12 protein-coding genes are annotated in these 13,673 nt (G+C 41.7%); 3 read left to right on the forward strand and 9 right to left on the reverse strand.

All coding sequences use genetic code 11. The features are described from left to right. Positions 1–369: 369 nt before the first annotated feature. Positions 370–993, reverse strand: coding sequence for a hypothetical protein (locus CDC33_RS06790; protein WP_109007841.1), 624 nt, complete (start codon positions 991–993; stop codon positions 370–372). 129 nt (positions 994–1,122) lie between these two features. Further along, the gene (gene surE, locus CDC33_RS06795; RefSeq protein ID WP_109007842.1) at positions 1,123–1,803 is read right to left on the reverse strand and encodes a 5'/3'-nucleotidase SurE; all 681 of its coding nucleotides are present in this window, start codon (positions 1,801–1,803) and stop codon (positions 1,123–1,125) included. 595 nt (positions 1,804–2,398) lie between these two features. Between surE and psb32 the strand changes: the two genes are divergently transcribed. Further along, positions 2,399–3,136 carry a photosystem II repair protein Psb32 gene (gene psb32 / locus CDC33_RS06800; RefSeq protein WP_109007843.1) on the forward strand — a complete coding sequence of 246 codons (738 nt, stop codon included), beginning with the start codon at positions 2,399–2,401 and terminating at the stop codon, positions 3,134–3,136. A gap of 94 nt (positions 3,137–3,230) precedes the next feature. On the opposite strand, the gene CDC33_RS06805 is transcribed toward psb32, so the two are convergent. From CDC33_RS06805 to CDC33_RS06820, 4 genes are all read right to left on the reverse strand, one after another. Continuing rightward, on the reverse strand, positions 3,231–3,614 hold the full coding sequence (locus tag CDC33_RS06805; RefSeq protein ID WP_109007844.1) for a DUF4346 domain-containing protein: 384 nt from the start codon (positions 3,612–3,614) through the stop codon (positions 3,231–3,233). A gap of 139 nt (positions 3,615–3,753) precedes the next feature. Continuing rightward, positions 3,754–4,236, reverse strand: coding sequence for a pentapeptide repeat-containing protein (locus CDC33_RS06810; RefSeq protein WP_109007845.1), 483 nt, complete (start codon positions 4,234–4,236; stop codon positions 3,754–3,756). A 61-nt stretch (positions 4,237–4,297) separates the two neighbouring features. After that, complete coding sequence (locus CDC33_RS06815) at positions 4,298–5,476, reverse strand: GNAT family N-acetyltransferase (RefSeq protein WP_109007846.1); 1,179 nt, start codon at positions 5,474–5,476, stop codon at positions 4,298–4,300. Between the two features lie 199 nt (positions 5,477–5,675). Beyond that, positions 5,676–6,413 carry a RibD family protein gene (locus tag CDC33_RS06820; RefSeq protein WP_109007847.1) on the reverse strand — a complete coding sequence of 246 codons (738 nt, stop codon included), beginning with the start codon at positions 6,411–6,413 and terminating at the stop codon, positions 5,676–5,678. Between the two features lie 295 nt (positions 6,414–6,708). Here CDC33_RS06820 and CDC33_RS06825 point away from each other — a divergent pair, with 295 nt between their 5' ends. After that, entirely contained in the window at positions 6,709–8,835 is a 2,127-nt protein-coding gene (locus CDC33_RS06825; RefSeq protein WP_109007848.1) for an ATP-binding protein, read from the forward strand. A 24-nt stretch (positions 8,836–8,859) separates the two neighbouring features. On the opposite strand, the gene CDC33_RS06830 is transcribed toward CDC33_RS06825, so the two are convergent. The 3 genes from CDC33_RS06830 to CDC33_RS06840 form a co-directional block, all read right to left on the reverse strand. Then, positions 8,860–9,117 (reverse strand): hypothetical protein, encoded by a 258-nt coding sequence (locus CDC33_RS06830; protein ID WP_146195785.1) that lies wholly within the window; start codon positions 9,115–9,117, stop codon positions 8,860–8,862. 31 nt (positions 9,118–9,148) lie between these two features. Further along, entirely contained in the window at positions 9,149–10,948 is a 1,800-nt protein-coding gene (gene ltrA, locus CDC33_RS06835; RefSeq protein WP_219930000.1) for a group II intron reverse transcriptase/maturase, read from the reverse strand. Positions 10,949–11,602: 654 nt separating this feature from the next. Continuing rightward, positions 11,603–13,153: a transposase gene (locus CDC33_RS06840; RefSeq protein WP_244919159.1), complete on the reverse strand. Its 1,551-nt coding sequence runs from the start codon at positions 13,151–13,153 to the stop codon at positions 11,603–11,605. 54 nt (positions 13,154–13,207) lie between these two features. Between CDC33_RS06840 and tnpA the strand changes: the two genes are divergently transcribed. Beyond that, positions 13,208–13,615: an IS200/IS605 family transposase gene (gene tnpA, locus CDC33_RS06845; protein ID WP_109007850.1), complete on the forward strand. Its 408-nt coding sequence runs from the start codon at positions 13,208–13,210 to the stop codon at positions 13,613–13,615. Positions 13,616–13,673 lie beyond the last annotated feature (58 nt).

Below are 13,673 nucleotides of genomic sequence, written 5' to 3' on the forward strand. Positions count from 1 at the left end.
ATTCAACTTTTATGCGGTAATTGCATAAAAGTTGAATTATCTAGATGATATAGGATTACTATTTGATTTTTGAACGAAATTAAGTATTGTAGAGTGTGTTAGAACGGAGTTCGTAACGCACTATGAACACGAGTTTGATGGGAGCATCCCAAATGTGCAAGTTTCTTTTTATACGGGATTTTGGCTTAGAACAATAATGAAATAACGAACCGCCAAGGACGCCAAGAGCGCCAAGGAAAGAGGTTTGTACAGGGTTTTTGTGTCAATCCCGTACCTTTTGGCAAAATTGGGATGCTCCCAGTTTGATGCCGTACTCTCCGTGCTAACACATCCTACGTATATTTTCAGAAATCAAACCGGATTCCTATATTAGTCAATGAGTTGTGGGGTAGGAATTTGCGTATCAATATCTGCTTGAGAGAAATTGGGAAGTAACCAGCTGCTCTCACCCGCCTTGAATACTTTGGCAGGTTCAACATTCAATTCAATTGCACCAGTGGCTGGATTAGTTCTTGCAATAGATTGTGTACCATCCACAAACTTAACGGCGATTGCTTGGGTTAGTTGTTGTGGTTGAGCGTTCGGCCCTAGAACCACTTGAGAACCTGCGGGTAAGTAAATGCCATCACAATCCCAATCATCATCTGTGATTGTTCCTGCGCCCAGGAAGTAGAGTTGGGTTGGAGATTTTTTTGGTTTATTAGCATAGACAGCCAAGGTTTTTCCTGTTTCATTGCGGCACTGCGCCCGCTTTCTAGCTGTTTCTATGATATTTTTCTGAAACTGCAATTGTGCTAGTCGCTGCTGGAATTGCTCAGGTGTATAACCGGTTTGCTCAGGTGTATCTTTTACAGTTAGAAGTTGATTAAGTGCCTGAGTTACCTCAGCATAGTCTGCCCCCTTAGTAAAATCCTTGCCCGCCCAAGAGGGTTGAGCAATTAACAGGTTTACCATCAACACGAAAGCGACAATAACAATTTTGAGAAACTGCATATTTTTCTGCTTTTTTTGAAATTAGTGTTCAGTGCTACTGAAACTTTACCAAATTTCAAAACTTTGAAATATGTCTTGAATTGAAGCTTTAGGATGACTAATACCAATTTTGGATTCTGGATTCAATCGTTAAACCCTTAACTGAGTTACCGCAATATTGCCGGAAAAACATACATCTACATCGCTACCAGGAGTGCGATCGCGTTTACTATATTCGCCTACATAATAAAAATTATCGCCTTCAATTCGATAGTTTACAGGCAAAGGTTTGTTACAGGGTTGGCAAAACACCATAGTCGGATCTGGTTCTCCTGGTTGCAGATGGGGCAAGTTCACATTCCAAAAGCTTCCCGGTTCTAGGGGACGCTGGAGTAAGTCTTCTATTACTTCAACTGTGAATTTGGCAGCCATATCCCAATCAAAATTCTGCTTGGCTTTGCGATATTGAGAAATGGCAATTCCAGGAATACCGTGCATTGCGGCTTCCCGCACAGCAGCCACTGTGCCAGAAATGTAGGAATCTACTCCCAAGTTGCCCCCAGCGTTGATACCTGAAACTACAAATTTGACATCTGCCGGAATTTGTGTTAGGGCAATTCTTACACAATCGGCGGGAGTGCCTGCGATCGCATACTCAGTCTCAGAACGTCGCTGGAGGTTGATGGCACGAGTGGTGGTAACTTGATGTCCACAGCCAGATTGATGATCAGCAGGAGCAGCGATAATAGCATTTTTGCCGTTTACAGCTTTCAGGAGCGCTCGGATACCGGGGGCATCAATGCCGTCGTCGTTAGTTAAAATTATGGTCATGTATATAGGAATCGTATTTGATTTTTGAAATTATCTTTGTAGGTGGGGAGTGGGGAGTGGGGAGTAGGGAATTAGGGTTTTACCGAGCTTTTTCAGAAATCAAATATTAGTCCAATATATTATATAGATTAGGACTTACGCACACTCTACGAATTCTCGGCGCTCTTGGCGTCTTGGCGGTTCGAGAAATTAAGCTTTTTAGCAATTTTTGCGTAAGTCCTATAGATATAAATTTAGCTAAAATATCCGAAAAATGCAGATATCAACCCTTCAATGGGTACAGCAAGAAAAGCTACTTGCAGATATGAAAAAATATGCTTAATTCTGCCAAAAATATTGATCATACGATATCATCTTTAGATGGTTTGCAAATTCCGCCCTAAGTTTTTGGGTTAATTCCCAAAATGGGCGGTATTTCTTGTCAATTTAATGCTTGCAACCGCCCTCAGAACAAGTTTGTGCAATCAAAAAATCCCGTAAAATATATCTTTGCTGGCAGTAGCAGAAACTTGATACTGGAGAAAACCGTGAACGAGGTGATTTTTGCAGTGGTTCTGTAGTATTTTGGGTGCAAGTCTGTCTTAGGATTCATACGATGAAACAGCTTTTCAAACAAGTATTTAATAGTCAAAAACACCTCATCCGGCTAATTCTGCCTTTGGTGACGGTTATTTTAGCAGCCTCGCTGTTTGCCGTACCTGCTTTTGCTACAGGTGTGAATCAAATACCCAACCTCACAGCAGGGAATAACACCTGGGTTTTAGATCAGGGTGAAGTTATTAGCCGTCTGAATGAAGGTAAGATTAACAGCGCTTTCGAGGATTTGGCAAAGCAAACAGGTAAGGAAGTTAGAATAGTTACTGTTCGTCGCCTCGATTATGGGGAAACACCAGAAAGCTTCACCAAAGAACTGTTTGAAAAATGGTTTCCCACAAAAGAAGCCCAAGCTAATGAAACCTTATTGGTTATTGATACGGTTACTAATGGTACTGCCATTATAACTGGGGATCAAGTCAAGCCAATGCTTACTGACTCTATAGCCGAGAGTATAGCTACGGAAACAGTCAGTGTGCCGTTACGCGATGGTAACAAATACAATCAGGCATTTCTAGATGCAAGCGATCGCCTTGTTGCTGTTCTCTCCGGCAAACCCGATCCAGGGCCACCCCAAATTGCTGACAATGTACAGGTAGAAGGCACATTCAAGAAAGCAGAAGAAACCAACCAAGGTAACGCTACGGCTTGGGTAGTAGGATTGTTAATTGCCGCCACCGTTATCCCAATGGCGACTTACTATATCTATCAGATAAATCAGCCATCATCGAATGGGTAATGGAAGAGTTAGGAGTTTGGAGTGGGGAGTTTGGAGTTATAAATTTCTAACTCTTAGCTTTTAACTCTTAACTTTTAACTCCTCACTCCTAACTTTAATCTTGAACATACTCTTGCTCTGTAACTAAAGCCATCTCAGCCCGGACAAATTCTCGGCCTAAGTAAGCTGCATGATCTAATTGAGTTACAGGAGAGGGCTGAGTTTCCTCAAAGATTTTCACGCAAAGTTCTTTAGCCGTCCTCGCGCTAAAAACTGTAGTATGAGTTCGTTCTACCTTTTGTCGCGCTGGAATTACCTTTCCCGTTTCGGGATCGACAGCTAAACCGCGATCGTCAATTACATTTGTAAAATGCTTGGCATAAATTAATCCTGCGTCTCGATCTAAGTAAATAATGAAATATCCACCGGGATCGAGGTCAATATGACGCTGGGAAAGTTTATCATCAATTGCGGCTAAATCTTCAACTATTAAATCCATAAGCATTATAAAAAGAAATTTTCTTTTTTCAGGGTTTTTACACTCTATATCAAGTGTAATTCCTATCTTCCTTAGTCTTCTTGATATCTTTCAGATATTTTTGATCGCTTTTACTTAAAAGAAAATTAGAGAATTAGACTCAACTATTCCGAATAGTGCCATCTGGCATAATGGTGTTACGAAAATTAGTGCGATGCAGACTAGATCCTTCCAAATTGGCTCCAGTCAAGTTAGCTTCCCAGAAGTCGCATCCCCCTAAATCAGTTCCGCTCAAGTTAGCCCCTGTTAAATTAGCCTTATAGAAGCTAGTGTTGTGAAATCTCGCTCCTCTAAGGTCGGCATAAGTCAAGTTAGCAACATTGATACTGGCACGTCGCAAGTCTGCTCCTCTAAGATCGGCTTCAGTCAAATCGGCACTATTCAGACAAACTTCAAACAATCTGGCATTAACTAAACTAACTGCCTTCAAAATAGCACGAGCAAGATAGAACTCCTCCATATTATTCCCAGTCAAGTCAGTGCCACTCAGGTCAATCCCGTCCAAGGCAGGATCGGAAAATTTAACTAGAGCGAAGTTACGTTCTCCAGCAGCATATCTTCTAATCAACTCATCACGATTCATAAATACTTTCCTAAACTTATTAGGACTTACGCAGTGATGTTACGAAAGTAGTTCCTTTTCCTTAAGCATTTTTCTCACTAAATGGCAACTCTGCATTAATTGCCTCAATCTGCTGCTGTTCGAGTTGATTCACTTCCTTAATATAGGGACGAATAATTTGTCCTAAACGATTATTATAAAAGCGGTGCAGGCTGTGATTGGGCATAGCAGGGAAACCACGGCGTTTTTTGTGTCGCCCACCTGCGCCAGGGTCAAAAATTTGGATACCGTTAGCGATCGCCCACTCAATCGGCGCATAATAGCAAGCATCAAAATGTAAGCAATCTATTTCTTGAAAACTTCCCCAATAGCGTCCATAGAGTTTGTCACCTTTAAACAAACAAAAAGACATGCCTAAAGGATGAGAGTTATCTTGCTCACTATATGCAGCGATAAACAAGACTCGATGGCGATAATCGGCGTGTAGCTGCTCAAAAAACCTCCGTGTGAGATACTTGCTACCCCACCAGCCAAACTTATCACAGGTGTCAGCATAGAACTGGTACATCAAGGGAAACAAAGACTGAGGAATTTGATCCCCGCTTAGAGGTTGTAATCGTAAACCGGCTTTTTCCACTGCTTTGCGTTCCCGCTTGATGTTGCGGCGTTGATTAGCGTTGAAAACCTTCAAATAGTCATCAAAAGTTTTAAACCCAGCATTTTCCCACACGTAGCTGTGGTGCAGCCAAGTTGTAAAACCATGCCGTTCCAGCATCGGCCGCCATTGGGGATCAACGTAGAGAAAATGACACCCAGAAATTCGATTTTTGGCGCAAAAAGTGTCAATTTCATGCACCATTAGCGCGGTGATTTCGTCTTCATCTTCTCCTGGCGCAATTAAGAAGCGATAGCCTTCTGCTGGGGTAAATGGTGTCATTCCCAGCAATTTTGGGTAATATTGAACTCCGATGCGATCGGCTAACTCTGCCCATTGGTGATCGAAAACAAATTCACCAGAACTATGTCCTTTAAGATAAAGTGGCGCAGCAGCAATCAGCGTTCTATCTCGCCACAATGTTAAGTGATTAGGCAACCAACCAGTTTTAGCCGTAGCACTATGAGAGGTTTCAATATTGTTTAGCCACTCCCATTCTAAAAACGGTGTTTTGAGTGGCATTGCCAAAGCATTCCAGGCATTTTGGGGTACTTCAGCAATTTTGTTCGTCCAAATGACAGAATAGCGAGGCTTAAGTTGTTCCACTTTTTAGGGACTGGGGACTAGGGATTAGGGACTGGGGGACTGGGGGACTGGGGGACTGGGGGACTGGGGACTAGGGATTAGGGACTGGGGGACTGGGGACTAGGGACTAGGGGACTGCGGACTAGGGAGTAGGAGGATAAGGAAAATACCCAGTACCCAACCCCCAATCCCCAATCCCCAATCCCTTATTTAGCGTAATCTAATCTGCTGGTTGTTGCAGGCGATAGTGCAAAAACACTTCTTGCTCAACTGTATGAACTTCTAGCAGTTGCAGCTTGGGAGCTAAATCAGGTAAAAATCCTTTCCCATCTACGGGAGTGGGTGCGGTATTACCACCTAAAATCAACGGACAAACAGTCAGCCATAATTCATCAATTAAATTTAATCTCAGCAAGGAAGCGACTAATTCACCTCCACCCAAAACCGCCAAGCGTGTTATATGTAAAGTGGCTAGATACTTTAAAGCTGCGGAAATGTCTATTTCTCGCGTTGGTGTTTCAAAAACCAGAATTTGCTCAAATTTTGGAGGACATTCCTTTGATCTAGTTCCCATTGAGGGAAGCGTCCTTAAACGTTCTTTCCATGAAGCTGCTCCTGTTGTTGTCGTGAGTAGCCAGCGTCTAACTGGTTGCTTAAAAAACTTAATTTCCGGATGAAAGTTTGCAGAGTGTGTAGTCACTATATGAACTGGCTGCGGAGACTTCCCTTCTTGCGCCCGAAGTTGCACTAGAGTTGGATCTGATATAGTAAGTGTTGTTCCGTAGGCCCGGAGAGTGCCAGCACCGAATAAAACCGCATCACAGGCAGCGATTTGTTTTTCTAAGTGTGCTTTATCAACCCTTGAGCCAAACCGAGCAGGCGATCGCCTAAAGTCTCCTATTTTACCATCTGCACTCATTGCTAAAACAACTGTAGTGTGAGGACGATGTTGCAACATTAAATTGATTTGAGAATTTGAATATTTTCTTTGCTAGTGTGTAGATTTCCAAAAAAAATCCATGCCTACAACCTACTCTTTTACAACTTCACTACTGTATTTATATGCAACACAAACAGCTTCTGAATCTAGCATATCTTAATTTTGGTATACCACGTTTCTTTTTGAATCATAGCAATTTGTTAATTTTAAACATTGAAAATAAAATTCTGATTATTTAATAAAATGTCTCATCTAGCTCATCTAATTACATATCTTTGCTGTTGTGGTTTGCAGATGCAAAGTGAGACACTCGATGACTAATTACCGCCAATCTTCCTTTCGTCGAATTTTAGTAACGAGAATACTGCTTCTGTTCGTTCCAGTTTTACTTATAGGCCAGATTATTGCCTTGAATAAGGCACGTTCTAGCATATTGGGAACTGCGCGTCAAAATTTAACAGAAAGCGCTATCAGTAAAGGGGAGAGAATTAGAGATGCGATCGCTATCTTAAAAGCTAATTTGCTGACTGTAAGTAAAACAACGGTTATTCCGTCGGCGCCAATACAAGAGCAAGAAATTCTCACGCAGCTAAAGCAACAACTTCCAGCCAGTATTGAATGCATTCAATTAACGAATCTGTTAAGCCAGAAAATAGTTGCTAGTAGTTGTGGGGATCAAGCAATTGGAGAGTTAACATTACCTTTGCCTAGCGACGGAATTGATGTCAAAGCAATCTTTCCGCCAAAGGCAGGAATAACTGGAAAAAGAAACACACAAAATCAATTGCAAGTAGTGTTATCTGCGCCAGTCTTCGATAGCCGAAAAAATTTGGTTTACAGCTTAAGTATTCAGTCTGCATTGTACCAAAAAACTAGAAATCCGCCGGGATCACTCACAGGCGCTATGGTAGTGATTGCTGAAGATGGCACAATTTTGGCACACCCATTCACAGACTGGGTGGGAACTAATATTAATCAGCACCCAAATGCTTCTCAACTCAAGAGCATAATTAAACATGCCATTGCAGGGCAAAACAATTCGATAAATTTGTCTTTTACACAGGGGAACGAATTAGTAGCTGGTTATACGGCTATTGCAAATCCACTTACCCAACAGCAACAGCAAAAATGGATAGTCTTAGCTGTTACTAGTGTTGAGAATGCACTTTTTGGTTTAGAGGAAATCAAACTCATTCTCATCGTTTTGACAGTTGGTTTGATTGGTGCAAGTTTGTTAGCATCTTTATATCTAGCTCCTTACTTGGCACGTCCTGTAGAAGAATTGCGAGACTACGCTCTAAATATTCACTCTCACCACGCCGCACAACCAGTTCCGCACAATTTTCAAATCCGGGAATTCAATCAACTGGCCCAAGCATTAGACCAAATGGTAGAACGGCTCAAAGCTGGCTCAGAAGAACTGGAAATAGCTTGGAAAGAAGCAAAAAATGCTAACCAGATTAAAAGCCAGTTTTTGGCTACGACTTCCCATGAATTGAGAAACCCATTACATACTATTATTAACTGCATTCGCCTGGTTGAAGAGGGGTTATGTGATAGCCGGGAAGAAGAAATGGAGTTTCTCAAACGTGCCGATGAAACAACGCTTCATTTGCTAAATATTATTAATGATTTACTCGACATTTCTAAAATCGAAGCAGGTAAGCTTTCTGTAGTCACCACACCTCTTGATCTCCGACAAATATTGTTAGAGGTGATTAATTTACAATCAGTTAATGTTCAACAAAAGGGCTTGCAATTAAAATGCGAGTTAGATTCTCAAGCAATACCAATTAAAGCAGATGCAGCAAAACTGAAGCAAGTGCTGATTAATGTTATCGGCAACGCCACTAAGTTTACTGACGCAGGAAGCATCACCATTGCTACAGAAATTCAACATAGTAATGGTAAATCTCAAGTGGTGGTAATAGTTAAAGATACAGGTATAGGGATTGATCCCACTCAACAGCACAAACTATTTCGCCCCTTTGTGATGGTGAATGGCACAACCAGCCGCCAGTTTGAAGGGACTGGACTGGGACTAGCAATTTCACGGAACTTAATCGAACTCATGGGAGGCAGCATTACTCTTGAAAGTACGGGACTTCATCAAGGTACGACGTTGAAAATTACCTTACCTTTGATTGATATCTCGCTGTTACCTACTGCAAAGAAAGAAGAAAATGTAGGGGATCTTGGATTTTCCTCTATGAATGATGCGGCAAAAGTAGGCCACTACCCTAGCCTACAGGAGTCTGAGAGAAGTCCTTCCTTGAGTAGTAACAAATCTGTAAAAGCAGATGTAGACAAAGAGAAGTCCTCGAAGTTCCAGGTGTTACTTGGGAACGAGACTTACGAGATTAGTCTTTCGCCGCAGCAAACTCTCTTGGTAAGTCTTCCAAAAGGGGGAGTTTGTGCGGATATTCTTTTAAAGAGGTAATTATTTAACAAGATTTGTTCTAGCTCATGGTTTGTAACCTACAGCTAGCACCACAGAAGCGGGAATTTCCACACCATTGTCCGTGGCATACTTTGATGCTCCGTCGATAATAGCATTCTCAATATTGCGCCGTTGCTCAAGGGTTTGCATTGCTAATATCGTGCCGAGACGCGCCGTACTCACAACAACCTTTGCCATCACATCTTCAGTTGAGCCACTAGTAAACTCAACGAGGTTGTCACCAACCCCGTTGGTCTTCAAAACCGGACGTGAGACTTTCACCTCATCCGGCTCCTCAATGAATCGGCGCTTATCATGCGTACTTCACAACTGAACCATCTACAGTTGTCTTTTCATCGTGGCAGTGTCTGTGTAATATCTGGAGATTTTTATAATCGTCTTTACCTCCCAAACTTTTGGGGATTTTGTGGTCAATCTCCAGTACATCTTCCTCTCGAAAGTACATTCGGCAGTGGGTACACTTCCCTTTTTGTTTCTTTAAGAGTGTTGCTACTCTCGTAGTCGTTTCTGGGTGTTCTCCCATTCTTGAACTCCAGTAAATTAGGTTGCCATCATAAGGACTAGCTTCGCCTTTAACTTTCACATGCCGAATAATTTTTGTTTCCGCGTGTGACCGTAACCGCAACGGGTTTTTACCCTCTTGCCTGGTTGCGAATACCCAATTATCACCACCTATGGTTTGCCAATATTTCTTTGTTACCCATCCCCTGGATTTCTTGGGGTGGCGGTGTTGCGCCCAAGCCTTTAGCTTTGGATACATGAGATTATCTAGGTCAGCAAAGATAACCTTGCTTACTGATGTTGAATAGTAGTTAGACCATCCTGTTATTACCGGATTTAGTCGGCTGATTAACGCCATTTGTGGCGCTGCTTTATGGTCATCGATGATACTTGCTATTCGGTCGTAATGTATCTTTTGCTTTTCCTTGCTTGGGGTGATGATTGTCTTGAAGCCTTGTTTTGAGTGGTATTTACCCACTTTCCACTGTCTTATGTTAAAACCAAGGAAGTTAAAACCTGGTTTTTCTGACCCATACTTATTTAAAGTGTGGGTTAGACGTGTTTTAGAAAGCTTCAATTCCAGACCCATGTCTATTAACCATTCAGAGATTATCTCCCTGCATCTTTGGACAACGGTTATGTCTTTGTGGAGAATCACAAAGTCATCGGCATATCGGATAACTTGAGGGCTTCTGAACTTTGTACCTTTTTTGTGATACCAAGTTTCCCTCATGGTTTGAGACATTTCTGGGAATGCCTTATTTATCCGTTCTTCCATCCCGTGAAGGGCGATGTTAGCTAGTAGCGGAGAGATTACCCCACCCTGTGGCGTACCCTCAGATGTTGGAAACAACTGCTTACCATCCATTACCCCCGCTTTTAACCATGCTCGAATTTGTCGGCGGATGGTGGGAGATGTATTTAATTTTCTTAGCAGTGCTTCATGGTCGATGCGGTCGAAGCATTTTGCAATGTCGGCATCAAGCACAAATTTACTTTTCTGCACAATTGCTTGGAATATTGCCTCTCTTGCATCATGACATGAGCGCCCAGGTCTGAACCCGTATGAGTTAGGCTCAAATCGTGCTTCCCATTCCGGCTCTAATGCCAGTTTGAACAGCGCTTGCAAGGCTCGGTCGTTCATTACGGGAATACCCAAAGGTCGTTTCTCATCCGTTCCTGGTTTGGGAATCCAAACCCGTCGTGTCGGTTTCACCTTTGACTTAGGTTTTATTTTTGTAACCAGTATCAAACGAGCTTCTGGGGATAGTGATTTAACACCGTCCACCCCTGCTGTCTTTTTGCCCTGGTTATCTTGTGTAACCCGACGAACCGATAGACACTTTGCTGCCCAGGAATTCATCAACGTCCTCTGGAGTCTGCGAAATGCTTTGACATCACCACGACGAGATGCTTTGTAAATTCGTTTTTGCAACTTAAAAACACGTCTTTCCAACTTACGCCAGTTGATGTGTTTCCATTCCACCATCGATTCATTACTCAAAACCGTTCTAATTGGGTTAGTCTTCAGGGGAAGAAAACCGTTTTTGTTAGGTTTAGGAGCAATTTGTCGTGTATTAGACTTTTGCATTGCTACTCATAACTTTACACTCCAAATCACCGTAAGTCCGTCAGCATATCTCTGTCATTACAACAGAGCGTTCGCTTCTGACTAAATCTTTACTCTCGTTGCATACGGTTAGCACCTACTCGGTTATCGACCTTACTGAGAGCAAACGAAAGGTTACTTCGTTCCGAATAACCATTGTTAGAACCTTTAGAATGATGCTATCCACCGGGTTTATTAGGAGTGCAACTGGTCAGGCGAGGAACTGCCAGCCCTTTATCCCTTACCTTTTGGCTCCAACGCATTAAGCCTTATTTCGCTGGTTCTTTATTACGATGGTTCGGCGCATCTTTGCTTTTGCTATTCATGGGTTCATGCTCGAAAGGGAACCAGCTTAGGCTGCCAGTTGTTCCTCCTTTTCATCCCGCTTTACGGATTGATGGCTAGTCGCTACCGTAGGGATGATGCTGTTACCGTTGCACCTACGGAGAGGGACTTCTCCTTAATTTCTTTTGGAGTCACCCTCATGGTTATTCAGTTATCATCTGAGAGAGATTAAAGTGCGAACTCAACCCAATGGGGTTATCTCTCAAATGTCACTCATCCCTGAATATTTCTATTCATTTCGAGTGAACGAATCGCACCCGCGCACTAAAGTGACGCGGATTCGGGCAAAGGTTATGATAACTTTTCGCGCTTTACCGCTATCTGGTTATCACTTTTGCCTTGTAAGTCGAACTGCTCTGAGGGTAAATGAGATAACCTACTTTCAGACGCGCTTACTTGTTCGCAGTTTATTCGATATTGCTGCCATGCCGACTTTAAGATTGACTCCAACCTTGGATACTCATATTGAGCATCCTGCAATGACAACTGATCCTCATTAACGTATCTACTCAGAAATGCACTAAAAATATCACGGTGCATAACAACTCCTGTCACATCTCTATGAACCCGTTGGGATAGCGATTTTTTGATACGACTACCATCTAAATGAGTTTGAGAGAGTGCAGTTTTCTGAGTAGAAAAAGTTATGAATTGACCACCAGCACTTTCAGCCTTGCGTTTCAATTCAGATTGTACAAATCCAGGTGATTTAGCAGAAATAGCCTTACCGTAGCGTTTCTGCCATCCTTTGACTGAGACTTTTTCCGTTTTAATTATGCTGCCATGCCTTAAAACCTCATTAACTACTTTACGGTTTTGAGACTTGGCATAAGAAGTTTTACGTCTTTCTAGTTCACGCTTCTTTTGAGCAACCTTTTTGTAGGATTTAGACTTGTTCCACCTGCGATTACCCTTTTTGACTTTGCCTTTTTTGGTAACTATTTTGCGTCCCTTTTTAGCTAAGAAATCTGGCTCATAATTGTCAGGATTATTAGCACGTTGGGAACGTTGCATTTTTTGTTGTAGTCTCGTTATCTCCTTCTGGAAGTTAGGGACTTTATCAGCAAAGGGCAACAGTCCCGCTTGATTGTCACTTACAAAAGCGATGTTGGAGATATTAAGGTCTAAACCAATAGTACCTTCTAAAACATAATTTTGTGGCTTTTGATGTGGTATCCCCTCGTTTATTATCTGGATAAACCAGCGACGTTTACCATTAATCTCTTTCCATAACAGACGAATGTATTTAACAGGTGAATTTAACCCATGCTGTATTACTGGATTAAATTTATCAATAATAGAGTTGAGTCTAAGTTTTCCCCAAACTACTTGATTATCTTTCCAGCGCAACCCTTGTTTGTTAGTCTTACCTTCAACAGACCTGAATCTATTAGAAGTTTTAAATCTAACTTTTTTGGCTAGTCCAAACAAAACTTTTTCACTAGCCCTAAAAGCGCGAGTGGCTATCGTCTGCTGAGTGTTTGAGTCTATTTTATCAGCAATCCATTTTGATTTATTACTAACTAACGTGGCATAAGCTTGTAATTCATAATCCGAATATCTATACAACTTTCTAGCTTCAGAGAACATATTAGAACGTTGTTTCTTTTGCTCTCTAGGTAACTTTCTAGCTGCTTGATAAATATCAGAATTTTTAACTAACTCCATCCTAGTCACCGCTTCATTTAGACAAGCATTGTATAGCTGTCTACTCGCTTGAAACCTAGCTAATAATTCTGATTCTTGCTTGCTGTCAACCACTAATGAAATTGTAGTTACGAAAGATGGAGTTTTGCTCTTAGCCACTGTTTTATCACCTCCTAAATTTTGTATAAGGCTCATTGCTATATACAATACACTGTTGTAATATATCTGTCAACACAATCATGTAAGGTGATGAAAAAATCTAGCAGGGAGTACAGGCATAACAATCATTCGGTAGGGTCTGCTACTGTGCATTTAATCTGGATACCCAAGAGAAGAAAACCCGTTTTAGTTGGAGACATTAAATTTCGTCTTAGCCAAATAATGACTGAGGTTGCAAATGAAAAAGGATGGATAATTAAATGCTTAGAGATTGCACCTGACCATGTTCATGCTTTGGTGGAATATGACCCCAGCACACCAATTAATTCAATTGTTAAAGCTTTCAAAGGTCGCTCATCCAGATATTTAAGACAAGAGTTTCCACAATTACTTAAACTTCCTACTTTGTGGACTCACTCGTATTACTACGATTCAACGGGAAAAATTTCATCTGCAATTATTGAGAAATACATTAATGACCCACATCACTACAAATAACCACTGCGGATAAATCCGCATGAGTCAGGTTTCCGCCACGATATAAATAACGTAGGTA

Source organism: Nostoc commune NIES-4072, from assembly GCF_003113895.1.
In the GTDB taxonomy this organism is placed as follows: Bacteria; Cyanobacteriota; Cyanobacteriia; order Cyanobacteriales; family Nostocaceae; genus Nostoc; species Nostoc commune.

Excerpts from the sequence above, each read along its gene's own strand:
- CDC33_RS06790 (WP_109007841.1), bottom strand. The coding sequence starts at position 993 with ATGCAGTTTCTCAAAATTGTTATTGTCGCTTTCGTGTTGATGGTAAAC.
- surE (WP_109007842.1), bottom strand. The coding sequence starts at position 1,803 with ATGACCATAATTTTAACTAACGACGACGGCATTGATGCCCCCGGTATC.
- psb32 (WP_109007843.1), top strand. The coding sequence starts at position 2,399 with ATGAAACAGCTTTTCAAACAAGTATTTAATAGTCAAAAACACCTCATC.
- CDC33_RS06805 (WP_109007844.1), bottom strand. The coding sequence starts at position 3,614 with ATGGATTTAATAGTTGAAGATTTAGCCGCAATTGATGATAAACTTTCC.
- CDC33_RS06810 (WP_109007845.1), bottom strand. The coding sequence starts at position 4,236 with ATGAATCGTGATGAGTTGATTAGAAGATATGCTGCTGGAGAACGTAAC.
- CDC33_RS06820 (WP_109007847.1), bottom strand. The coding sequence starts at position 6,413 with ATGTTGCAACATCGTCCTCACACTACAGTTGTTTTAGCAATGAGTGCA.
- CDC33_RS06825 (WP_109007848.1), top strand. The coding sequence starts at position 6,709 with ATGACTAATTACCGCCAATCTTCCTTTCGTCGAATTTTAGTAACGAGA.
- ltrA (WP_219930000.1), bottom strand. The coding sequence starts at position 10,948 with ATGCAAAAGTCTAATACACGACAAATTGCTCCTAAACCTAACAAAAAC.
- CDC33_RS06840 (WP_244919159.1), bottom strand. The coding sequence starts at position 13,153 with ATGAGCCTTATACAAAATTTAGGAGGTGATAAAACAGTGGCTAAGAGC.
- tnpA (WP_109007850.1), top strand. The coding sequence starts at position 13,208 with ATGAAAAAATCTAGCAGGGAGTACAGGCATAACAATCATTCGGTAGGG.